This is a genomic window from Actinoplanes sp. NPDC051343 (genome assembly GCF_044455125.1).
Classification (GTDB): Bacteria; Actinomycetota; Actinomycetes; order Mycobacteriales; family Micromonosporaceae; genus Actinoplanes.
Genome location: NZ_JBITEL010000004.1, coordinates 672,597 through 696,745, shown reverse-complemented (window position 1 = coordinate 696,745; position 24,149 = coordinate 672,597). Strand labels below are relative to the sequence as shown.

At 71.0% G+C, this 24,149-nt stretch carries 13 protein-coding genes and 1 pseudogene; 10 read left to right on the top strand and 4 right to left on the bottom strand.

What is annotated here, in order from left to right; genetic code table 11:
* Positions 1-820 precede the first annotated feature (820 nt).
* Both ACIA5C_RS17410 and ACIA5C_RS17405 read left to right on the top strand, forming a co-directional pair.
* Entirely contained in the window at positions 821-4,516 is a 3,696-nt protein-coding gene (locus tag ACIA5C_RS17410) for a 5'-nucleotidase C-terminal domain-containing protein (protein ID WP_396055565.1), read from the top strand.
* Positions 4,517-4,593: 77 nt separating this feature from the next.
* Positions 4,594-5,157 carry a dihydrofolate reductase family protein gene (locus ACIA5C_RS17405; RefSeq protein ID WP_396055563.1) on the top strand — a complete coding sequence of 188 codons (564 nt, stop codon included), beginning with the start codon at positions 4,594-4,596 and terminating at the stop codon, positions 5,155-5,157.
* On the opposite strand, the gene ACIA5C_RS17400 is transcribed toward ACIA5C_RS17405, so the two are convergent.
* Together ACIA5C_RS17400 and ACIA5C_RS17395 are read right to left on the bottom strand one after the other, a co-directional pair.
* On the bottom strand, positions 5,133-6,497 hold the full coding sequence (locus ACIA5C_RS17400; RefSeq protein ID WP_396055561.1) for an MFS transporter: 1,365 nt from the start codon (positions 6,495-6,497) through the stop codon (positions 5,133-5,135). The two genes, ACIA5C_RS17405 and ACIA5C_RS17400, sit on opposite strands and share 25 nt — an antisense overlap.
* 16 nt (positions 6,498-6,513) lie before the next feature.
* Positions 6,514-7,278, bottom strand: coding sequence for an SDR family NAD(P)-dependent oxidoreductase (locus ACIA5C_RS17395; protein WP_396055559.1), 765 nt, complete (start codon positions 7,276-7,278; stop codon positions 6,514-6,516).
* Between the two features lie 85 nt (positions 7,279-7,363).
* On the opposite strand from ACIA5C_RS17395, the gene ACIA5C_RS17390 reads away from it, so the two are divergent.
* Entirely contained in the window at positions 7,364-8,236 is an 873-nt protein-coding gene (locus ACIA5C_RS17390) for a helix-turn-helix transcriptional regulator (RefSeq protein ID WP_396055557.1), read from the top strand.
* On the opposite strand, the pseudogene ACIA5C_RS17385 reads toward ACIA5C_RS17390, so the two are convergent.
* Positions 8,189-11,506: pseudogene (locus tag ACIA5C_RS17385) on the bottom strand (GH92 family glycosyl hydrolase); the annotation flags it as partial. The gene ACIA5C_RS17390 and the pseudogene ACIA5C_RS17385 overlap by 48 nt on opposite strands.
* A 184-nt stretch (positions 11,507-11,690) precedes the next feature.
* Between ACIA5C_RS17385 and ACIA5C_RS17380 the strand changes: the two are divergent.
* The 7 genes from ACIA5C_RS17380 (at position 11,691) to ACIA5C_RS17350 (ending at position 22,693) form a co-directional block, all read left to right on the top strand.
* Entirely contained in the window at positions 11,691-14,495 is a 2,805-nt protein-coding gene (locus tag ACIA5C_RS17380) for a putative bifunctional diguanylate cyclase/phosphodiesterase (protein ID WP_396055555.1), read from the top strand.
* A gap of 28 nt (positions 14,496-14,523) precedes the next feature.
* Positions 14,524-15,663: a type III PLP-dependent enzyme gene (locus ACIA5C_RS17375; protein WP_396055553.1), complete on the top strand. Its 1,140-nt coding sequence runs from the start codon at positions 14,524-14,526 to the stop codon at positions 15,661-15,663.
* The gene (locus ACIA5C_RS17370; protein WP_396055551.1) at positions 15,650-16,921 is read left to right on the top strand and encodes a hypothetical protein; all 1,272 of its coding nucleotides are present in this window, start codon (positions 15,650-15,652) and stop codon (positions 16,919-16,921) included. Before ACIA5C_RS17375 ends, ACIA5C_RS17370 begins: the two co-directional genes overlap by 14 nt.
* Before the next feature lie 168 nt (positions 16,922-17,089).
* Positions 17,090-18,310, top strand: a complete 1,221-nt coding sequence (locus ACIA5C_RS17365) for an MFS transporter (protein ID WP_396055549.1) — start codon at positions 17,090-17,092, stop codon at positions 18,308-18,310.
* Positions 18,311-18,510: 200 nt separating this feature from the next.
* Positions 18,511-20,268, top strand: coding sequence for a discoidin domain-containing protein (locus ACIA5C_RS17360; protein ID WP_396055547.1), 1,758 nt, complete (start codon positions 18,511-18,513; stop codon positions 20,266-20,268).
* A gap of 79 nt (positions 20,269-20,347) precedes the next feature.
* Positions 20,348-21,394, top strand: coding sequence for a LacI family DNA-binding transcriptional regulator (locus ACIA5C_RS17355; RefSeq protein WP_396055545.1), 1,047 nt, complete (start codon positions 20,348-20,350; stop codon positions 21,392-21,394).
* A 66-nt stretch (positions 21,395-21,460) separates the two neighbouring features.
* Positions 21,461-22,693 (top strand): ricin-type beta-trefoil lectin domain protein, encoded by a 1,233-nt coding sequence (locus ACIA5C_RS17350; RefSeq protein WP_396055543.1) that lies wholly within the window; start codon positions 21,461-21,463, stop codon positions 22,691-22,693.
* Between the two features lie 57 nt (positions 22,694-22,750).
* Here ACIA5C_RS17350 and ACIA5C_RS17345 read toward each other — a convergent pair whose 3' ends face one another.
* Positions 22,751-24,127 carry an alpha/beta hydrolase family protein gene (locus ACIA5C_RS17345; protein ID WP_396055541.1) on the bottom strand — a complete coding sequence of 459 codons (1,377 nt, stop codon included), beginning with the start codon at positions 24,125-24,127 and terminating at the stop codon, positions 22,751-22,753.
* Positions 24,128-24,149 lie beyond the last annotated feature (22 nt).

Sequence of the window (24,149 nt, the reverse complement as noted above, 5' to 3'; positions counted from 1 at the left end):
TCGCGGCGCTGGACGACGTCGAGGGAGGCGCTGATCCCGTCCTCGGCCTGGCGGTGGCGGATGACGGCGTGCTGGAGGTGTTCCGGGCCACGAGCGGCGGCCGGCCCGCACCCACCGCCAGCCAACCGCCGGGCCGAGGGCAGATCGGCAGCCTCGCCGCGATCTCGGCCGACAGCGCGATCGCCCTGCGCGCGCAGGGAGACAGCAAGGGTTGGTACCGCACCGCCGACCGTGGGGCCCACTGGAGCGCCGCCGCCGACCCCTGTGCCGGCCTGTCGCATCCGAACGTGACCGACGCCTACCTGAGTGCCGGCGACGACGGTGGTCTGTGGGCGGTCTGTTTCGTCGCCGGTGGCCGGGCTCCGGGCTGGCAGATCGCCACTTCGGCCGACGGCGGGCACAGCTGGCAACCACATCCCGGCGGCGCGCCCGGTGGCGACGACGTCGAAGCGGTCTCGCCGACGGTCGCCTGGCGTACCGGCAACGGCGCCGATGTCTACCGGACCGTCGACTCGGGCGCACATTGGACCGACGTCGCCCACCTGCCGCCCGGTGCGTCCCTGAAGGGCGGGTTCGTGCGAGACGCGGACACCGCGCTGTACGTCCTGCCGGTACCCGGCTCCGACCACGTGACGCTGCGCCTGACCACCGACGGCGGCACTACCTGGACCACGCTGCCGTTCGGCCGGTGAGAGGTCCACACCGCTGAAGAAGGTGAAGAAGCGTTGTCCAAATGCTGACGGTCGTTGACATCGCCTTCCGTGCATTGAAGGTTGGGGATCGACATCCACCAGCAACTCAGCGCCTCGAAAGGTGCGAGATGACGATCCTCCACCCAGCACGTCGCTGGGCCGCCGGGCTGACCGCGGTGTTCACCGTGGCCGGTGTGGCGGCTACGACCACACCGAGCGTCGCGTCGCCGGGCCACCGCCCCGCGGCGACGCCGGTAGTGCTTTTCAGCTCGGACGGCATGCGGCCCGACCTCATGCAGCGGTACGCCGCCGCCGGTCAGATGCCCACCTACGCCGACCTGATGCGCAGGGGCGCCACCGGCGCCAACGGCCTCTCCCAGGGTTTCCCGCCGAACACCGGCCAAGGCTGGTACACGCTGGCCACCGGCGCCGGCCCGGGCGTGCACGGCAGCACCAACAACACGTTCTTCGACAACCGCCAGCCGTTCACCACCTCGACGTCGTTCTCGTTCCACGGCAACGGGGCGAGCCCGGGCAGCGACCCCACCAACGTGCTCGAGGCCCAGTCCGTGGCGTCGAGTGCGGAGCTGGCCGGCAAGAAGGTCGCCCAGCTCGAGTGGACCGGCGGTCTGAACGCCAACATCAACGGCCCGACGGTCGACTATGCCACCTTCTACTCCCAGCGTGGAGTGCTCGAGTTCCCGGCCAACGCCACCCGGCAGACCAGTGCGGCCGGCTTCGGTCTGTCCTACCAGGTTGCGGCGTTCGCCCCGGCGACCGGCTGGACCAACGTGCCGGCGGATGCAAAGGCGCAGCAGACCACGGTCACCGTCACGTCCACGTCGGCCACGCTGAACGCGAGCCACACCTTCGACCTTTACGTCTACGCGACCGGCAGCAAGGGCTACGACAAGGTCGTCATGGTGCCGGGCGAGGCGGCCAAGGACGGCTCGAAGGGGACCACGCTGACCCCCGGCGTCTACAGCCCGCTGAAGGTCGACCTGATCGGCACCGCCGCCGGCGAGAAGGCCGGCTTCTACGTCGACGTGACCAAGCTGGACAAGAACCTGAGCAACTTCCAGCTCTACTTCACCAGCGTCACCCGGCCCAACGCGCACTGCGCCACCGCGGCCTGCAATGCTCTGCCGGCCGGCGCGCCCGGCGAGGACCGGCTGGCCAAGTACATCGCCGACAACCTGCCGCCGGCGATCTTCGGTGACTTCGCGCCGGAGGAGGCCGGGCTGATCGACGAGGACACCTGGTTCCAGCAGACGGTCGGCCTCAACCAGGCGTACGACCGGGCGGTGTTCAACTACGTCCTGACCACGCTGCAGCCGGACACCGAGGTGCTGCTGGCCGGCACCGACCAGACCGACGAGGTCAGCCACCAGATTCTCGGGCTGCTCACGCCGACCGCGCCGGACGGCAGCAAGAACCCGTACTACGACCGGGTCGCCGGCAGCGGGCCGCGGGACAACCGGCTCGCCCAGCGCGAGGGCTACCTGCGCGGCGCCTACCACTCGGCCGACGCGCGGCTCGGCCTGGTCCGGTCGCTGACCAACAACCCCGACATCCTGGCCTCGAGCGACCACGGTTTCGCTCCTCAGTGGTACGCCGTGGATGCCCCGCTCGTGCTCAAGCAGTTGGGGCTGCAGGACGTCGAGCAGACCGGCAACTGCCGTCCGGCCGCGGCCAGTCAGGCCGGCAAGACGATCGCCAAGGCATGCTGGGCCGGCGGCACCACCCAGATCTACCTGGATCTGAAGGGCCGCAACCCGGACGGTGTGCTCGACCCGGCCGACTACCAGGCCACGGTCGACAAGATCGTCGCGGCGTACCGGAATCTGAAGGACCCGGCGAACGGCAAACCGGTGATCGAGAAGGTTCTCACCAAGCCGGAGATGGCGAACGTGCAGGGCGGCGACTCGCTCAATCCGACCCGCACCGGCGACGTCGTGGTGGTCAGCAAGGTGCCGTACGAGTTCGACGGCAACACGGTCGGCACGCTGGTCGCGCCGTCGAAGTTCTTCGGCCAGCACGGCTACCTGCCGGAGGACGTCGACCTCGCCCACAACATCAACATGCACGCGACGTTCGTCGCCGGCGGCCCGGACATCGCGCACGCTCCTTCCGTACGCGGGGTACGCGCGATCGACCTCGCGCCGACGCTGGCCGTGCTGGGCGGCTTCAACCCGCCGCTCCAGGCACAGGGCAGTGTGCTCACCTCGATCGTCAAGGGCGGGTGGCGCTACTCGACCGGACAGCTGCTCGCCATCAACGACGTGCACGGGAACCTGACGTCGGACGGGCTGACCTACACCGACCCGTACACCGGGGTGAAGGACGCCGCGGGCGGGCTCGCGGTGCTCAGCGCGTACCTCAGGGAAGCGCAAGCTAGCGACCCGCGCGACACCGTCACCGTCGCCGCCGGCGACATGGTGGGCGCCAGCCCACCGGCCTCCGGGCTGCTGCGCGACAAGCCGACGCTGGACGCCCTGAACAAGATGGGCATCGATGTGGGAACGCTCGGTAACCACGAGTTCGACCGGGGCGTCCCGGAGATGCTCAAGCAGATCACCGGCGGTACGTCGACGATCGACCCGTCGATCACGTTCGACAGGCTGAACTTCCCGATGACCGACGCCAACGTGATCAGCGACAAGACCGGGAAGCCGCTGCTCCAGCCGTACGTGATCAAGCAGGTCGGCGGGGTGCCGGTCGCCTTCATCGGCGCCACCACGATCACCACGCCGTCGATCACGACCACTGGCGCGACCGACGGGGTGCACTTCGTCGACGAGGCGACCGCGATCAACGGTCAGGTCGCGGCCCTCCGCGCCCGGGGCGTGCGGGCTTTCGTGGCCGTGGTGCACGAGGGCGGCTCGCAGAGCACATATCCGGTCGGCACGGTCAGTGACCGGATCAACACGATCGCGGCCCACCTCGACCCGTCGGTCTCGGTCGTGATCAGCGGCCACAGCCACACGGTCGTCGACACCCGGGTCGGGCACGCGCTGGTGATCCAGGCGTCCTCCTACACGCGGGCGTTCGACCGGGTGCGGCTGCTGCTCGACCGGTCGTCGGGCACCATCGCGGCGACGTGGGGCTCGGTGGTGCCGGTCTGGGAGACCACGCCGCCCGCCTCGACCGACCCGTCGGCGCCGGCCGTCGCGCCGGACCCGGCGGTCAAGAAGATCGTCGATGACGCGGTGGCGGCAACCAACCCGGTGACGCAGAAGGTGGTCGGCCACGCCGCGGCCCCGGTTCCGTCGCAACGCGAGGGCGGTGCCACACCGGCCGGCGAATCGCCGGCGGGTGACCTCATCGCGGACGCTCAGCGGACGTACGCGAAGACGCAGCTCGCGTTCGTCAACACCGGAAGCGTGCGGGCGGGCCTGGTCGCGGGCCCCGTAACCTACGGGTCACTGTTCACGATGCAGCCGTTCCAGGACGACTACCTGGACACGTTCTCGCTGACCGGGACCCAGGTGTGGGCGCTGCTCGCCCAGCAGCTGGCGCCCGGCACCGGCGGGATCATGCAGATCTCGGGCCTGCACTTCACCTACACCGGCACCACAATCACCGGGGTGTGGCTGGGCCCGGCGGGCGACAACAGCACGCCGATCCCCCGTGATGCCGGCGTGTCGTACACCGGCACGGCGAACTCGTTCATGATGGGCGGCGGTGACGGCTTCACCGTGCTGACCGGCGCGTCGAACATCGTACAGACCGCGGATGCCGAGCTGGTGCCGCTGGTGGCGTATGTGGGGACGCTGCCCGACCCGTTCACCTATACCACCGACGGCCGGATCGCGACGGGCTGAGTTTTTCCACAGCGAGGGACCGGCCTTTCGGGCCGGTCCCTCTTTTTTTGTCGTACGCGGGTGGCAGGGTGCTCGGCATGCCGAAGACGCAGTACTACACCGCTACGACGATCGACGGCTTCATCGCCGACCCGGACAACTCGCTGTCCTGGCTCTTCGAGGCCGAGGACGACATCAATCGCTCGCCGTTCCCGGCCTTCTTCGAAGGGGTCGGCGCGTTCGCGATGGGCTCGACCACCTATGAGTGGGTGCTGGAGCACGATTCGCTCCTCGACAACCCGGCCCGGTGGCACGAATACTACGGCGACGTCCCGGCCTGGGTCTTCACCCACCGTGACCTGCCACCGATCCCCGGCGCCGCGTTGAACTTCGTGGCCGACGATGTGCGGCCGGTGCACACCGCGATGACGGCGGCCGCGGGCGGCAAAAACATCTGGGTCGTCGGCGGCGGCGAGCTGGCGGGCGCCTTCGCCGACGCCGGCCTGCTCGACGAGCTGATCCTGGGGGTCGCCCCGGCCACGCTGGGCGCCGGCGCTCCTCTGCTCCCCCGACGCCTGACCGCCTCACGTCTCTCCCTGACCGACGTCGAGCGCCGCGGCGAGTTCGCCTACCTGACCTACGCGCTGGCCGCCCCTCGCTGAGCCGACCGTCGAACCCGGACCGCGGTGGCCAGACCGGCCACCGTGACGGCCAGGAACCCGACGCCCGGAAGCGCCGTCGAGCCGAGGAGCGCGGCGACGCCGAGCGCGTTGCCGAGCTGGGCCGCGGTGTTGAGCAGCCCGAGCGCCGAGCTGCCGGTCGTCGAGGCGGTGCCGATCGAGGTAGCGCCGACCGACGCGAGGCCCAGCCCGACGCCCGCAATCGAGATCGCTACGACGATGACCGGGATCCGATCGTGGCGGACGGCCAGGATCAGCCCGCCGGCGGCGATGGCGAGCAGGCCGAGCACGGTCGGCCGGAGGGAGCTGGACGTCATGGCCGGCAGCCGGGACAGGACCGAGCCGATCACCACGGCACCGCTGAGAGGCATCATCACGACCGCGGCGGTGGCGGGCGAGAGCCCCAGGTCGTTCTGCAGGAGCAGCACGACCACGATCGCGATGCCGCTGGTGGTGGCAGTGTTCACGAACGAGACCGCGACTCCCGTACGGAGGCCGGCGTCGCGCCGGGCGTCCCGCGGAATCAACGGCTCGGCCGCCCGTCGTTGCTGCACGGCTCGTTGCTGCACGGCTCGTTGCTGCACGGCGAAGGACGCGCCGAGCACCACCCCCACCAGCAGGCCGGTCGACCCGATCACGACCAGGCCGTCCTGCAAGATCGAGGCGGCACCGACGATGGCCATGATGGCGGCGGTGAGCAGCACCGCTCCCCACACGTCCAGGCGCACGGCCCGGTCGGCCGGGTCGGCGGGCAGCAGCAGCACCACACCGACGATCAGGACGACGGTGACCGGCACGTTGATCCAGAACACCCAGTGCCAGCTCAGCGCCTGAGTGAGGCCGCCACCGACCACATAGCCGAGGACACCGGCGACGGCTCCGCCCGCGCTCCAGCCGGCCAGCGCGGTCCGGCGGCGCCCCGGTTGGGGGCTGAGCCGGAGCAGAACCCACATGGCGGCCGGCACACACAGCGCGGCGGCCGCGCCCTGCCCGATGCGAGCGGCGACGACCTGGCCGATCGAATGGGCCGCACCCCCGGTCAGGGCGGCCAGGCCGAACACGGCCAAGCCGACGAGAAGGATGCGGCGGTGTCCATATCGGTCACCGAGCCGCGCGCTGAGCAGAAGCAGCCCGGCGAAGACCATGGCGGCCGACGCGGCCACCAGCGTGGCCGCGCCCCGAGGTGCACCGGTGTCGGCCACCATCGCGGGAATCGCCGGCGTGACGCTGGTGACCACGAGGACATCGACCAGCTGGACGCCCCACAACACGAGCAGTTGGACCGCCCAGCGCCGCTTGCCCGTCCGCACCTCCGTGGCCATCGCGCCAGCCTAGGTCCTAGGCGCGGGCGCCGCCGTCCACGCGGAGGACCACGCCGGTCACGTAGGAGGAGCGGTCGCTGAGGAGCCAGGCGGCGGCCTCGGCGATGTCGGCCGGATCGGCCTGGCGGCGCAGCGGGGTGAAGGCGATCAAGCGCTCGGCCAGGCCGGGTGAGACCTGCTGCCAGTGGTCCATCATCTCGGTGCGGGTGTTGCCGGGGGCGATCGCGTTGACGCGGATGTTCTCCGGGCCGTAGCTGATCGCGGCCGACTCGGTGAGGCTGTTGACGGCACGCTTCATCGCGCCGTAGGCGGGCAGGTCCGGGTTGCCGGTGAGGCTGCCGACGCTGGAGTTGTTGACGATCGCGCCGGTGCCGGCGGTGGCCCGGATCGCCGCCACCTCGGCGACCATCTGGAGCCAGACGCCGCGCAGGTTCACCTCGTAGAGGCGGTCGAAGTCGGCCAGGGTCACCTGGTCGACCGGGCCGGGCGGCGCGAACGTCGCGCCGTTGTTGAAGGCCACGTCGAGGCGACCGTGCAGGTCGACGGCCCGGTCGACGGCGGCCTGCACGCTGGACGGGTCGGCCAGGTCGCACACGACGTAGTCGGCGACGCCGCCGGTCGAGCGGATCTCCTCGGTCACGGCCTTGAGCTGGTCCTCGGTGCGGGCCGCCAGCACGACCTTGGCACCCTCGTGGGCGAACAGGCGGGCCGCGGCGGCCCCGATCCCCCGTCCGGCACCGGACACGAACGCGATCTTGTCGTCGAGCAGCAATGAAGTCATGCGGCAAACCTCGGCCCGGCCGGGAACGCTATCCAGGCATCGGCGGTACCTGGCTGGGCCGTCCGCGGCGACGCAGACTGGGGGCGTGGATCGACAGGAACTGGCCGGCTTCCTGCGCAGCCGGCGGGAGCGGATCGCCCCGGCCGACGTGGGCCTGGCCGCCGGGCGACGCCGTCGCACCCCCGGGCTGCGCCGCGAAGAGGTGGCCCAGCTGGCGTTCATGTCGACCGAGTACTACACGCGCCTCGAGCAGGGCCGTGCACCGCGCCCGTCGCGTGAGGTCCTCGCCGGGCTGGCCCGCGCGCTGCGCCTCACCGACGCCGAGCGCGACCACCTGCACCATCTGGCCGGTGAGCCGCCGGCCCCGCCGACCGGCCCGTCGCGTGAGGTTCGCCCGAGCATCCTCGACCTGCTCGCCCGGCTGCCTCAGGCCGCCGCGACGGTGATTTCGGCCGCCTTCGAGGTGATCGCCTGGAACGACCTGGCCGCGGCGCTGATGGAGGATTTCTCGGCATTGCCCCGGCACGACCGCAACCTCGTCCGCAAGGCGTTCCTCGACGACCGCAACGTCTACGGGGTGTCGGACGCCGAGACGTTCGGCCGGCGCTCGGCCATGCAGCTGCGGGCCGCGGCCGCCCGCTACCCGGACGACCCCGAGCTGACCGCGCTGGTCCGCGAGCTCCTCGATGGGAGCGCGGCGTTCCGTGAGTTGTGGGAGTCGCACGACGTCTCCGACCAGCCGACCATGGTGAAGACGTTCCGCCACCCGCTGGTCGGCCCGATCACCGTCAACTGCGACGTCCTCGACATCGCCGACCGCGATCAGCGCCTGGTCATCTACACCGCTGCGCCCGGTTCCCCTTCCGAGGAGGCCTTGCGCCTGCTGTCGGTCATCGGCACCCAGCGGATGTCAGTCGAGGGTGACGGCGTAGAGGAGCATCCGGGGGTCGTTCGGTAGCGAGACCGAGCGCAGCTGCTTGCCCGCGGCCAGCGGGACGGTGGCGCCGTAGAGGTTGGTCGGCGGGCCGTCGACGCCCTGGCCGGCCTTTATGCGGTGGTCCATGGCCAGGACGGTGGTCGTGCCGGCGGTCGCGGTGCCGCACCAGTCGGCGACCGTGAGCGGCACCGACTGGACCGACCCGTCTGTGTAGCCGAGCGTGAAGACGCCGCTGACCGGGCCGTTGTGGCTGGTCACGACCATGTGCAGGGCGCTGTGGGGTGCCGCCGGGAGCAGCAGCGGCTGGCCCGCGGCGGGGACAAGGTTGACGGCGGTGCCGCTGGGGTCGGGGGCGTCGTAGGTGACGCCGTCGAAGGTGACCGGGCCGGCGGACGGGAACAGGTCGCCGTCGTAGCTCCAGCCGCCGCCGTCGAAGTTGCCCTCCGTCGAGGCGGCGACGGTCGCCGTGCCGTCGAGGGTGCGTTCGGCGGCCAGGTCGAGCGCGCACTGGGTGCCTGAGGTGGACGCGCAGGCCAGCGGGGTGCGGACGACCAGGGTGGCGGTTTTGGTCAGCGGCTGGGCGCCGCGGACGGTCACGGTGAGCGGGTAGGTGCCGACCGGCACGTCGGCCGGCGCGGTCACGGTGACGGTCGCGCGGCCGGAGACCGGCCGGTGGTGCGAGACGAGTACGCCCGGCTGCGTCACCGAAACCCGCCAGCCGGCCGGGGCCGTCGCCGAGACGCGCGGCACGAGCACGCCCGGCGCCTGGCCCACCAGGTCGACCGTGAACACGGCCTGCGACCCGGCGGCGATCGGCGACCGAGCCTGCGAACCGGCGGCCACCCGGGGCGCCGCGGTCAGACCGGTTTGTTCGGCGACCTGCGCCTGCCCGGCCGAGAGCGACGGGGAGGGACCGGCGCCGGGCAGGGCGGTGCCCGACGGCGTGATCGAGGCGTCGAGGTGGGTGCGGTGGTCGAGCGGGGCGTTGTTGACCGACGGCGGCTCGTCGGACGATGCCGTGCCCCAGCGGGACGGCGAGGTGCCCACGGTCTGTGCGATCGACCCGCCGTGCGCGATCGCCGACCACGGCAGCCAGTTCCGGTTCAGGTTCCGGCCGTTCACCCGGGCGTGCTGCAGGTAGCGCGCCGAATCGGAGACCCCGGGCGCGCTGATGGTCAGCGGATGGCCGGCCACGTCGACGACCGCGGACGGGAACTGCGGCGTGGACACGGCCAGGAAGTTGGCGCCGCTCATCGTCGGGTAGAGGCCGAGCGAGGAGAAGACGTACCAGGCGCTCATCGTGCCCAGGTCGTCGTTGCCGGTCATGCCGTCGGGGCCGGTGGTGAACAGGGTCATCGCGGCCCGCACCACGGTCGCGGTCTTCGCCGGCGCGCCCGCCCAGTGGTACATGTACGGCGCGAGCAGGTCGGGCTCGTTGTTCGGGTTGTAGGTCGGCTTGGCGTAGTAGTCGTAGGGGCTGGCGATCCAGTCGGTCCGGGCGGTGCCCGCCGGATCATTCAAGAGCTTCGGGTACGCGAAGAAGCTGTCCAGCCGGGCCTGGGTCGCGCGACGGCCACCCATCTGATCCACGAGTCCCGCCGGATCCTGCGGCACCAGCCACTGGTACTGATAGGCCCCGCCCTCGTGGAACTGCTCGTCCGCCGCCACCGGGTCGTAGGGCGTCAGCCATGTCCCGTCGACGGTCCGCGGCCGGAACTGCTGGATCGAGACGTCCCACAGGTTGCGCCACCACTGGCCCCGACCAGCGAAGAGGCGGGCATCCGCGGCGTGGCCGAGCCCCGAGGCCATCAGCGACAGTGCGGCGTCGGCCGCCGAGTACTCCAGGGTCGCCGAGGCCGGGTGCTGGCAGTCGTTGTCGCCGCCCTTGGCCACGCAGTCGGTGCCGAGCGCCAGCCCCGACGGGATGTAGCCGCGATCCGAGTAGTACCCGACGCCGGTCCGGCCGTTGTACGGCGTCGACGCCGGCGGCTGCGACAGCGCGTTCTTCCGCAGCAGCGCGTACGCCTCCTGTTCGTGGCCGGCCAGCAGGCCCTTCGACCACGCCTCGACCAGGAACGGTGTCACCGGGTCGCCGGTCATGATGTTGGTTTCGCTGTTCGCCAGCGCCCACCGCGGCAGCCACCCGCCGTCCCGTCCGATCGCCACGACGGACAGTGCCACGTCGCGCGCGATCGCGGGTTGCAGCATTTCGAGCAGTTGGTTCTGCGGTCGGTAGGTGTCCCACAGCGAGAAGTTCTGGTACGGCGTGTACCCGTCGGCGTGGTGCACCGCCTTGTCGAACCCGGTGTACGACCCGTCCACGTCGCCGGCCAGGTTGGGGTGCAGGAAGGAGTGGTAGAGCGCGGTGTAGAACACGGCCTGGCGATCGGCCGTACCCCCGGAGACCTTGATCTTCGACAGGGCCGACGCCCATTGGGCGCGCAACGCGGAGCGGACCTGGTCGAAGTCGTAGCCGTCGCCGGTCTCGGCGGCCAGGTTGGCGCGGGCGCCGGCGAAGCCGGTGTACGAAAGTCCGACCTTGAGCACCACGTCGTGGTCGCTGGACGCATCGAACGTGACGTAGGCCCCGTTACCGCCGGTGCCCGCCGCATCCCGCCCGGAACCGACCGTGTTGCCCCGCCAGGTGCCGTAGGCCGCGAACGGCCGGTCGAAGGACGCCGAGAAGTAGACCGTGTGGTCGTCCTTGCCGGCGCAGAACCCGCCCGCGTGCACCCGGCCCTCGATCGTCCGGTCCCCGACCACGTGAACCTCGGAGTCGAAGACGTTCTGGTTGGCCTTCGCGGTGTTGAACAGCACGTTCGCCTGCCCGGTGGAGGGGAAGGTGTAGCGCTGCCATCCGGTGCGCGCGGTCGCCGTGAGTTCGGCCTGGATCCCGTACGTCGACAGCCCGACCCGGTAGTAGCCGGGCGAGGCCTCCTCGTCGGCATGCGAGTAGGCCGACGCGTAGGAGGAAGGATTGACCGCCCCGGTGGTCGGCATGACCGGCAGCTCGCCCGCCACCCCGCAGCCGACGCCGGACAGGTGCGTCTGACTGAACCCGTAGATCGACGACTGCTTGTAGTCGTACCCGCCCTGCCCACCCGTGTCCGGGCTGACCTGCACCATCCCGAAGGGTGCGCCGGCACCGGGGAAGGTGTTGCCGAAGTTCTCGGTGCCGACGAACGGCCGGACCAGGTCGACCGGCGGCGAGGACGAGGCGGCATAGGCGGATGACGGCACCGAAACGGTGGCGGCGACGGCCAGGACGACGACAGCAAGGCGACGCACGACGGACCTCCAGGTAGGCGACCGCCGACAACGTTGTCACCGCAGATCGGCCAAAGTCAATGGAGTCGCAACCGATTTGCACCCGTGCACCTTTGGCCGAAGCACTCAAGCACCGGCCCGAACACCCGATCTGCCCGGTTGACCGCCCATCCCGGGGCGGTCACCACCGGACCGGAGAACACGTCTGATGGCAGCCCTGACCGAATCGCCGCCCGAGGCCGCCCGCCTCGAGGGGCCGGCCGACGACGGCCACGGCCACGGCCACCGTGGGTGGGGCCGCCTGTGCGTGGTCGTCGGCCTGATCGTGGTCGGCTTCGCCCTGGTGCTCAGCGCCGGACTCGGCGGAGACCGGGTCGCGCAGACGGTCTCCAACTTCGGGCTCGGCCTCTCCGCGGTCGTCGCGGCGGCCGCCTGCCTGCTGCGCGCCCGGTGGTTCACCGGGCGGATGCGCTGGGGCTGGGCGTTCATCGGCCTCGGCGTGCTGAGCTGGGGCCTCGGGCAGGCGTACTCGGTCTATCTGCAGACCTTCCTGGGCCGCGAGGTGCCGCTGCCGTCCGGGGCCGACATCGGCTACCTGGGCATGATCCTCTTTACCCCGGCCGGCCTGCTGATCCTGCCCAGCGTCGCCCAGGCCCTGGCCAACCGGGTGCGCAGCGTGCTCGACGGCCTGATGGTCGGCTGCTCGTTAGTGCTGATGGCCTGGATCTTCGTGATCCAGCCGCTGATCGCCGCCGGCCAGGGCGACGCGCTCGCCCTGTACGTCAGCCTCGCCTACCCGCTGGGCGACGTGGTGATGCTGACGATGGTGCTCTACATGCTGGCCCTGCAGCGCCGGCACGGCTCGACCTTCGCCAGCCTGGCCCTGGTCGGCGCCGGCATCGGGGCGTTCGCCGCCTCCGACATCGGGTACGCCTACCTCAACCTGGTCGGCAAGTACGCCTCCGGCGGCGCCACCGACATCGGCTGGTTCCTCGGCTTCTGCCTGGTGCTGCTGGCCGCGCGCAAGCCGGTCGCCAGCAAGCTCGACGAGGACGACCGGGGCTTCGAGGGCATGCAGCCGGTCGGCGTCCTGCTTCCCTACGTCGCGGTGCTCGGCTCGCTGGTCACCACCGTCTTCTGGTACGCCAAGACCGGCCACAGCACGATGTTCGTGGCCTACACCCGGTCGGTCCTGATCCTGCTGATCATCGGCCGCCAGCTGATCACCCTGCGGGAGAACCGCAACCTGACCCGCAACCTCGAGTCCCGGGTCGCCGACCGTACGGCCGAGCTGTTCGCCAGCGAGCAGCGCTTCCACGCCCTGGTGCAGCACAGCTCGGACGTCGTCACCGTGGTCAGTCCGGAGGCCGACGTGCTCTACCAGAGCGAGTCGGTGCACCGGGTCTTCGGCGTGTCGACCCAGGCGCTGACCGGCAAGCGGCTGACCACGCTGCTCGACCCGGAGTCGGGTCTGCGGCTGGCGCAGGCGCTGCGCCAGGTCGCGGGACGCCCGTACGCCACCACCGTGCTCGAGCTGACCGTCCGGCACCGCGACGGCCGCCGCCGACAGGCCGAGATGACGATCACCAACCTGCTCGGCGACCCCAGCGTGGCCGGCCTGGTGCTCAACACCCGCGACATCAGCGAGCGCAAGGAGCTCCAGGACCAGCTGGTGCACGAGGCGTACCACGACGCGCTGACCCAGCTCGCCAACCGGGCGCTGTTCCGGGAGCGGGTCGCCGACGCGCTGCTGCGCCGCGGCGACGGCGAGGACGTGACCGTGCTCTTCCTCGACCTGGACGGGTTCAAGGAGGTCAACGACAGCCTCGGCCACCTGGCCGGCGACCAGCTGCTGGTGCAGGTCGCGGACCGGCTCCGGTCCTCAGTCCGCGAGGGCGACGTGGTGGCCCGCTTCGGCGGCGACGAGTTCGCGGTGCTCATCGAGTCGCCGATCGGCGTCGAGGAGGCCGAGTCGGTGGCCCAGCGGATCGTCGAGGTGCTCGAGGAGCCGTTCGCCAGCGAGACCCGCAACATCCACGTGCAGGCGAGCATCGGTCTGGCGGCCTATAGCGGCATCGGCGACACGCCGGTCGAGCTGGCCGACGAGGGGCAGGCGGACGGCGCCGAGCAGCTCATGCGCAACGCCGACCTGGCCATGTACAAGGCGAAATCGGCCGGCGGCGGCAGCTTCGCCAGCTACGACCCGCAGATGCTGGCCGGCCTGGTCGCGCGGCTCGAGCTGGAGTCCGACCTGCGGGTCGCCCTCGAGCGCGGGCAGCTCCGGCTGCACTATCAGCCGACGGTCGACCTGGCCACGAGCGAGGTGGTCGGCTTCGAGGCGCTGGTGCGCTGGTACCACCCGGAGCGCGGCCTGATCGCGCCGCTCGAGTTCATCCCGATCGCCGAGGCGACCGGCCTCATCATTCCGCTGGGCCGCTGGGTGCTCGAGGAGGCGTGCCGGCAGGCCGTCGAGTGGAGCCAGGGCGAGTTCGGCCGCCCGATCAAGATGGCGGTCAACGTCTCGGTACGCCAGTTCGACCGGGCCGACCTCGTCGAGGTCGTGGCCCAGATCCTGGCCGAGACCGGCATGCCGGCGCAGCAGCTCTGCCTGGAGATGACCGAGAGCGTGCTGATGACCGACACCGACGACAACCTGGAACAGCTGGTGCGCCTCAAGGAGCTCGGCGTGACGCTGGCCATCGATGACTTCGGCACCGGCTACTCGTCGCTCGCCTACCTGCGGCGGTTCCCGGTCGACACGCTCAAGATCGACCGCTCGTTCGTGGAGCGGCTGGGCGCGCTGACCGACGACACCGCGCTGGCCGACACCATCGTCCAGCTCGGCAAGAGCCTGGGCATGGACACCGTCGCCGAAGGCATCGAGGAGTTCGGCCAGCTCGCCGCGCTGCGTGAGATGGGCTGCCACTTCGCACAGGGCTACTACTTCTCCCGCCCGGTGCCGGCCGACCAGGCCGGCCGGCTGCTGCGCGAGGGCGCCGACCTTTCCGCCTGACACCGTCCCCCCTTCTCAGGAGCAATCGATGACGAGCGCCGCCGCCCTCGAGGTGATCGACACGCCGACGCCCTATCTGGTGACCGACCTGGACGCGATCGCCCGGCAGCACGCCGCATTCGAGGCGGCGATGCCCGGCGTCCGCACTTGCTATGCGATGAAGTGCAACCCGTCGCCGGAAATCCTGCGGACGCTGGCCGGCCGCGGTTCCGGCTTCGAGATCGCGTCGCTGGCCGAACTGCGCATGCTGCAGGCGATCGGGGTCGACCCGGCCGAGGTGCTCTACAGCAACCCGGTCAAGCCGCCGACCCACATCGCCGAGGCGTTCCGGGCCGGACTGTGGCGGTTCAGCTTCGACTCCCCGAACGAGCTCGCCAAGATCGCCGAGCAGGCGCCGGGTGCCGCGGTCTACGTGCGCCTGCGGGTCGACGACACCAACAGCGTGTTCCCGTTGTCGCGCAAGTTCGGTACCGACGTCGAGGACGCGTACGACCTCATGCTGCTGGCCAGGCGGCTCGGGCTGCGGCCGTACGGCGTGACCTTCCACGTCGGCTCGCAGTGCACCGACGCGAAGGCGTGGCACAACGCGATCCGTGGCGCGGGCGAGCTGATGACCATGCTGCTGGCCGACGGGGTCGAGCTCGAGATGCTCGACCTGGGCGGCGGGTTCCCCGCCCGCTACACCTCCGACGTGCCGACGATCGAGGAGATCGGGACGGTCGTGACCTCGGCGGTCGCGAGCCTCCTTCCGTACGCACCGTCGCTGCTCGTCGCCGAGCCCGGCCGGCACCTGGTGGCCGAGTCGTCGGTGATGGCCGCGACCGTGATCGGGCGGGAGGCCCGCGGCGACGAGCACTGGGTCTACCTCGAGGTCGGCACCTACAACGGCCTCATGGAGGTGCTCCAGACGCCGGGCGGCTGGGACTTCCCGATGTGGGCGTCGCGACCGGGCGCGGCCCTCCTGCCGTTCACCGTGACCGGTCCGACCTGCGACAGCACCGACACGGTCGCGTACAACGTGCCCCTGCCCGCCGGCCTCGAGGTCGGCGACGTCGTCTACATCGGCTCGACCGGGGCGTACACCCTCGCCTACGCGTCGCACTTCAACGGTTTCCCGCCGCCGATCCCCTTGTTCGTGGGCAGCGGCTCCCTGCGTGCCCCCCGTTGACCAGGTAGGCCGGCGCGGTCGCCGGCGCGCCGGTCCCGGCGGGCGGCGCCGCTCCGGCCGCCTGCGCGAACTCCTCTTCTCCGGCGTCGTCGACTCGTTCGGCAACTCCCTCGGCTGGACGGTCGTGCTGCTCATCGGCAGCGCGCGCGGTGGCCTGCCCGAGGCGGCGCTGTACAGCGCCGCGATGCTCGTCGGCACGGTGCTCTCGGCGCCGGTCACCGGGTGGCTCAGCCGCCGGTTGAGCGGTCGCTGGCTGCTGCGCGGCACCGCCACGATCGAGGGGCTGCTGCGGCTCGGCATTCTCGGCGGGCTGGTCGCCGGGCTGCCCGCGTGGTGGGTCGCGGTCGCGATCGGACTGATGAACGTCGCCGCCTGGACCGGCTATGCCGGCATGCGGGCCGAGGTCAGTGCGGTCGACGGGTCGACGCGGTCGATGACCCGGTACGCGGTCGGCATCGCCGGCGTCGAGGCCGCCGGCACCGCGCTGGCCGCGCTGCTGCCCAAGGGCGCGGCCGGCCATCCGACCGGGTGGCTGCTCGTCGCGGTGTTTCTGGCGTACGCCGGATCGATGCTCCCGACGATGGTGACCGCGCGCCGCGCCCGCATCTCGCCACTCCCGGGCGCCTCGCGCAACCGGCTGCCCGGGCCCGGCATCCCGACGACCGAGGTGGTCCGGCGGGCGCACGCGGGCGTGCGGCTTCCTTCGGTACGCCTCCTGATCGCGGGCGGCGGCATCATGCTGACCGCGGCCGGGCCCGTCCTGCTGGCCGTTCCGGTCACCGAGGAGTTGCACGGCTCCGGCTGGGTCGCCGGGGCCGCCGTCGCGTTCTGCCTGGGCACGCTGCTGTCGACCACCGCCGGCGGGCTGATCGCCCGGCTCAGGCTGCCGGCCGTGCTGCGCTGGACGCTCTGGGGCCTCGGCATGCTGGTCGGCTGGATCTTCGCCCCGTCGTACGCGCCGATGGTCCTGGCGGCCCAGTTCCTGGCCGGGCTGAGCCAGACCGCGTTCGAGGGCGACATGGACGCCCGGGTCGCCGCGGAGGCGCAGCACTCGGCCGTGACCCGCGACCTGGCCTACAGCGCTTCGGTGCGGGCGCTCGGCGGCGCGGTAGCGGTACGCCTCCTGCCGATGCTGGTGGCCGCCCCGGCGATCGGCACCGTTGCGAGCGGCGCCGGCCTGCTGCTCGGCGTGACCGCGGTGGTGCTCTGGGCGGGTCTGTCGACGGTCCCGCACCTGGTCCGGCGGCTGGCCCATTAGGTCGGGCTCATTAATCCGGTTGACGACCTTGGCATAGTCCGGGCATGAGGACCCCGCGGGACATCGTGTCCATCCGGTGCTGTGCCGCTGCTGCCGGGCTGATGACCTCCTAGAGGCAGGGCGCGCCACCCGTCGCACCGGGACACCCGATATCCCGGAGATTCCCGCATGTCCTCATATCGCCTGTACCTGCTCATCAGCGGGTGGGGCTCGTTCGCCGGTCGCACCGCCTTCACCCTCAACCTGATCTATCAGGCCACCGTCGTCGGCCTGTCCCCGCTCCAGCTGGTGCTCGTCGGCACCCTGATGGAGACGGTCTGCTTCGTCGCCCAGGTGCCGACCGGTGTGATCGCCGACCTGATCAGTCGCCGGCTCTCGGTCATCATCGGCTATCTGCTGATGGGGGCCGGCCTGCTGGTCTGGGGCCTGTTCCCCTCGTTCACCGCGATCCTGATCGCCAACGTGATTTGGTCGGTCGGCGCGGTCTGCGTCGACGGCGCCGAACAGGCGTGGGCGGCCGACGAGATCGGCGACGACCGGGCCACCCGGGCGTTCGTGCGGGGCGGCCAGATCGGCCAGGCCGGCGCGCTGCTGGGCATCGTCGCCGCGACCGGACTGGCCGTGTTCGGGCTGGCCGTCCCGATCGTGGCCGGTGGTGTGCTCACGCTCGCTCTCGGCGTACTCCTGGCGTTTGTCATGACCGAGGAGCGCTGGTCGCCGACGGCGACCGAGGAACGCACCACCTGGCGTTCGATGCGCCGGCAGGTGGTATCGGGCGGCCGGGCCGTGCGGCGCGGCGGCATGCTGGCCGGCATCGTGGCCGGCACCCTGTTCGCCGGCATGAGCAGCGAGGGTTTCGACCGGCTGAGCCAGCCGTTCCTGCTGCCGTTCCTCGGCGGGGCGCCCACCGAGCTGGTGTTCGGCGCACTGACCATGGTCGCGGCGGTCGGCTCGATCGTGGTGACCGGCGTGGCGGGTCGCCGGCTCGACGCGCTGCATCCGCAGCGGACCGGCCGGGTCCTGGCCCTGCTGGAAGGGCTCACCGCGGTCGGCATGATCTGGTTCGGCCGGACCGGCCGGCTCGGCCTCGCGGTCGCGCTCTACCTGCTGGTCCGGCTGCTCCGGGACGGCGCCGGCCCGATCCTGACCGTCTGGCTGGTGTCGGCGACCGAGCCCGGCTCGCGCGCGACCGTCTTCTCGATCCAGGCCCAGGCCGACGCCCTCGGCCAGATCGTGGGCGGCCCACCGGTCGGCCTGGTCGGCCAGAAGCGCTCGATCGGCGCCGGCATCTCGGCGGCCGGCCTGTTCCTGCTGCCGGCCATCGGCCTGTTCGCCCTGGCCGCCCGGCGCTCACCGGTGCGCGGTGATCCCCAGCCGGTCAGCGGCTGACCGACATCGACGTGCCGGGTGGCGGTTCCGGTTCCGGAACTTGGCGTCTCGACGTCGCACCGACCTGGGGAGATGGCTGGGAAGCGCTTCCCAGGTCGGTAACCAGGGATTGACATGCCTGAAATTGAGGGTTCACAGTGTCTTCAGAAAGAGCGCTTTCCCCGGCGCTCCGCCTGTCCCCGACCCCAGGAGTCATCCCCATGACATCGCCAGTCCTTCAGACCAGACGCAGACGGGTCGCCCCCGCCCGCGCGCTGGCTCTCGCGGCCGGCCTCGCCGGCCTGCTGTCCCTCTATTTCGTCGCCACGACCACGCACGCCGACGCGGCCGAGGTCGTGGTCTCGCAGGGCAGACCGGCCACCGCGTCGTCGACCGAGTCGCCCAACGGCTACCAGCCCGCCGAGGCGGTCGACGGCAACAACGGCACCCGGTGGGCCAGCGCCTGGTCCGCCGCCCAGTGGTTCCAGGTCGACCTGGGCACGCCGACCGCGGTCAGCCGGATCGCGATCAACTGGGAAAACGCCTATGCGACCGCTTTCCAGATCCAGTTCTCGTCGGACGGCACCAACTACTCGCAGGCGTACGCGACGACCACCGGCACCGGCGGCCAGCAGAGCATCTCGGCTTCCGGCACCGCACGCTACGTCCGCATCAACCTGACCTCCCGGGCCCTGTCCGGCTACGGCTACTCGTTCTGGGAGTTCCAGGTCTTCGCGGGCGGCACCACCACAACCCCGCCTACGACCCCGCCGACGACTCCCCCGACCGGTGGCACCGCGCGCCTGTTGTCCTACAACAAGCCGGCGCACGCCTCGACGGAGCAGAACGACGCCCAGTGCAACCCGTGCACGGCCGACAAGGCGTTCGACAACGACCCGGCCTCGCGCTGGGCGACCAACCCGACGACCGGCTGGGTCGACCCGGGCTGGATCTACGTCGATCTCGGAGCCACTGCCCAGATCAGCCAGGTCGTGCTGCAGTGGGACCCGGCGTACGCCAAGGCCTACCAGATCCAGGTCTCCCCGGACGCCGCCAACTGGACCACGATCTACTCGACCACGACCAGTGACGGCTTCAAGGACGTCATCAACGCCACCGGCTCCGGCCGCTACGTGCGGATGTACGGCACCGCCCGCAGCAGCACCTACGGCTACTCGCTGTGGGAGTTCAGCGTCTACGGCACCGGCGGCAACCCGACCGCCCCGCCGGCCCAGCCCGCCGACCCGTCGTTCCCGGCCACCAGGATGGTCTTCGACGACGAGTTCAACGGCGCGTCCGGCACGAAGCCGGACGGTTCGAAGTGGACCCAGGACTTCGGCGGCGGCCAGAACGGCGAGCAGGAGTACTACACCAACGGTGACAACACGACCATGAACGGCAACGGTCAGCTGGTCATCGCCGCGAAGAAGGAGTCGTCGAACGGTCACGACTACACCTCGGGCCGGATCAACACCGGCGGCCACTTCACCTTCCAGTACGGCCGGGTCGAGTCCCGCATCAAGGTGCCGAAGGGTCAGGGCTTCTGGCCGGCGTTCTGGATGATGGGCGCCGACTTCCTCTCCGGGCGGCCGTGGCCGTACAACGGCGAGGTCGACATCATGGAGATCCTCGGCAAGGACACCTACACCTCGTACTCGACGCTGCACGCGCCGATGTACAACGGTGGCGGTGGCTACGGCCAGTCGTACAAGGCAGCGGGCGGGGCCGACCTCTCGGCCGACTTCCACACCTACGCCGCCGAGTGGGACAGCAAGGGCATCCGCTTCTACCTCGACAACCAGCTGGTGTTCAACGCCGACCGGAACACGGTCGAGAACACCCGGGGTGCCTGGATCTACGACCACCCGTTCTACATCATCCTCAACCTCGCGGTCGGCGGTGACTGGCCGGGCGCGGTGGACGCCACCACCCCGTTCCCGTCCCAGATGCTCGTCGACTACGTTCGCGTCTACCAGTAGTTAATTGATCATGGACATCGGCCGGAAGCCCCGAGAGAGCGCTCTCCCCCGGCTTCCGGCCGGTGCTATAAACAACGCCATGAGCACCCGGCCCCCGCGCGGCGGACACCAGCCGACCATGGACCAGGTCGCCGAGGCGGCCGGGGTCTCGCGGGCCACCGTCTCCCGGGTGATCAACGGCGCCCCGACGGTCGACGCCAAGATCCGCGAAATCGTCCAGCGGGCCATCGCCGAGACCGGATACGTACCCAACGTGGCCGCGCGCAGCCTGGTCACCCGCCGCTCCAATTCGGTCGCCCTGGTGATCAGCGAGCCCGACCGGCCGGACAACCACTCGTTCCTCAACCGGATCTTCACCGACCCCTACTTCGGCCGCATCACCGCCGGCGCTACTCAGGCCCTGCGCCCGCACGACATCCACCTGGTGATCATCCCGACCGACTCGACCGACCATCACCAGGTCATCCGCTACCTGCGCCAGGGGCACGTCGACGGCGTACTGCTGATCAGCAGCCACGAGCACGACGAACTGCCCCGGCAGGTGCACGACCTGGGCATCCCCGCGGTCGTGTCGGCCCGGCCCGCCCAGCCCATCCCGGCCAGCTTCGTCGACGTCGACCAGCGTCTCGGCGCCCGCCTCGCCGCCGACCACCTGCTCGGCCGGGGCTGCCGCAAACTGGCCACGATCAGCGGACCGACCGACATCCCGTCCGGCCTCGACCGCCTCGAAGGCTTCCGCATCTACCTCGAACAGCGCGGCCTCGGCCCGGTGCCGGCCATCGAGAGCGACTTCACCCGGGCCGGCGGCGAGGAGTCGGCGCGGCGGCTGCTCACCGAACATCCCAATCTCGACGGCCTCTTCGTCGCCAGCGACCTGATGGCCGAGGGCGCCCTTCGCGCGGTCCAGGACATGGGCCGCCGTGTGCCCGACGACATCGCGGTGGTCGGCTTCGACGACAGCAGTGCCGCCCTCGACTGCCGGCCGCTGCTCACCACCATCCGCCAGCCGGTCGAGGAGATGGCGGCCGAGATGGCCGAGGTGCTGATGGCCCACATCGCCTCGCCGTCGCGGCTCCCCCGCTCGGTCATCTTCCAGCCGACCCTGGTCATCCGGGACTCGGCCTGACTTGACTGACGGCAGTCTATTTTTAAGACTGTTACGCATTACCCCTCTCCCCGGAGGATTTCCCCCATGCGTAAATCCCGTTTTCTCATCGCGGCGGCCGTCGTCGTGGTGGCCCTGGGCGGCGGTCTGACCGTCGCCTCCCGAAGTGACACGGCCCAAGCGGCCGTCGTCTGGAACGAAGACTTCAACGGCGCGGCCGGCACCGGCGTCGACTCGTCGAAATGGAACTTCGACACCGGCGGCAGCGGCTTCGGCAACCAGGAACTGGAGTACTACACCAGCGGCACGAGCAACGTCGCCATGGACGGCCAGGGCCACCTGGTGATCACGGCCCGCAAGGGCAGCGGCGGGCACAACGACTGCTGGAACGGCACCTGCCAGTTCACCTCCGGCCGCATCCAGACCGCCGGCAAGTTCACCCAGCAGTACGGCCACGTCGAAGCTCGCATCCAGGTCCCCAACGGCTCCGGCCTCTGGCCCGCCTTCTGGATGCTCGGCGGCGGCAACTGGCCCGCCGACGGCGAGATCGACATCATGGAGGTCGTCGGCCGGGACCCCAACCGGCTGTTCGGCACCCTGCACGGCCCCGGCTACTCGGGCGGCAACTCGTTCGGCGGCAACATCGTCGCCGGCTCGCCGTGGTACCAGGCGTTCCACAACTACGCCGTGGACTGGTCGCCGGGCCTGATCGTCTGGACCGTGGACGGCCAGGAGTACTTCCGGGCCACGCCGGCCTCGCTGCAGGCGGCCAAGGGCAACGTGAGCTGGGTCTACGACCACCCGTTCTTCATCATCCTCAACCTCGCCGTCGGCGGTAACTTCGGCCAGGGCAACCCGGCCGGCCTGCCCGCCGAAAGCAAGATGCTGATCGACTACGTGCACGTCAGCACCTCGACCACGACGCCGCCGCCGAGCGGTGGCAACGCGCTCAAGTCCAGCCTGAGCGGCCGCTGCATCGACATCCCGGGCGCCAACCCGGTCGACGGTGCCCGGCTGCAGACGTACGACTGCAACGGCAGCGGCGCCCAGCAGTGGGCGGCGAACAGCGACGGCACGATGCGGGCGCTCGGCAAGTGCATGGACCCGGCCGGCGGCGCGCTCACCAACGGCACGCCGGTCCAGCTGGTCACCTGCAACGGCAACCCGGTGCAGCGGTTCACCCTGTCGGCCGCGGGCGACCTGGTCAACGTGTCCGCGAACCGGTGCGTCGACGTGAAGGACAACAACACCGCCAACGGCGCCCAGCTCCAGCTGTGGGACTGCGCCGGCACCGCCAACCAGAAGTGGACCCGCGCCTGATCCGCCCGGGTCGAACGACAGGAACGCCGGCCGCCTTCGGGCAGCCGGCGTTTCCCCTTACGGCAGCAGCAGGCCCCAGTGGACGGCCCAGGGAACGAACATCACGCCGCCGGCGACGAGCAGCGCGAGACCACGGTCCCGCCGGTGCCACCAGGCGGCGGTCACCGGGACGGTGAGAGCGACCACCGCGACCGCGAGCAGCTGCAGGACCAGCCAGGGCAACGGGCGTCCGGCCAGCACCGGGCCGACGACCTTGGCCGCGCTCGCGAGCATGAACAGGACATAGAGAATGGTGCCGGCGACGGCGATCGGACCCAACGAGGCCAGCCAGTGCGCCGACCGCGGGGACCGGACGGGTGATCGGCGCAGCCGGCGGGCCACGGGATAGCCGGCAAAAGCGCCCAGCAGGATCAGCAGAACGGCGAGCTGGGCCCACCCCGAGTCGTACCAGGCGGGCGCGACGATCCGCGGGGGCGCCGGCTCCGGAAGCAAGGGCACGACGCGGACCGCGGGCGGGTGCGCCGGATCCGCGGCGATCCAGGCCGCCTCGTAGTCGCCGTAGTCGGCCGGGAGGTCCGTCAACCGGTCGAAGCCGCCGTTCGCCGTCACGTGCAGGTCGTGATTGACCGCGGGGACGATGCGTACGGTGTGATGGGCGTTGCCGCCGGTCCGCAGCGCCGTCGCGATCAGCCGGCTGCTCAGCGCGGGCAGCGCGTCGCGGTCGAGCTGCCCCCACTCGGCCAGCACCGGCTGGCGCACCTGCCGCCAGGCGGGCAGCCCGTCGTAGTCCGCCTCAGCAAACAGATTCGCGCCCATCGCGCTGCGCACCGCGGTCCTCTGCATGGTGCCGACCAGTGATCCGGTGACGCCGGCGTGGTCCAGATACCGGCCGTACGCCCACGCCGTCTGCGCGGCGACGGTGGCGCCCACCGCGCCGACGGTGATCAGGAACTTGACATCGGTGGAGCGGTTCGCGGCCAGGGGCGCAACCCAAGCGCCCTCCGACAGTCCCCACAGCCCGACCCGGGCCGGGTCGACGTCCGGCCGGGAACCCAGCAGCCGCAGCGCGGCGAGCGCATCGTCGGCCAGCACCGAGTAGTCCCGATGAATCACCGAGTAGCCCACCGTCCGCTTGTCGTAGACCAGCGTCACGATGCCGCGACGGGCGTACGCCTCGGCGTCCGGCTCGAGATAGCCCCGGCCACGGTTGCCCGCACCCTCCAGCATGACCATTCCCGGGCGCCGCCCCGCGCCCGATGCGGGGATCAGCACGGTGCCGTGCAGGACGACACCGCCGCCGCCGGTGAACGAGACGTCGGCGCTGGTCACCCCGTCCGCAGCGGCGTGGGCCGGTCCGCTCGTCATGGCTGTGAGCAGCGCGGCGAACAACGCTGCCCCGATCTTGCGTGCCGTCCCGGCCGGTTCTCGGATCATCAACTGAGCCTGGCGAAACCGG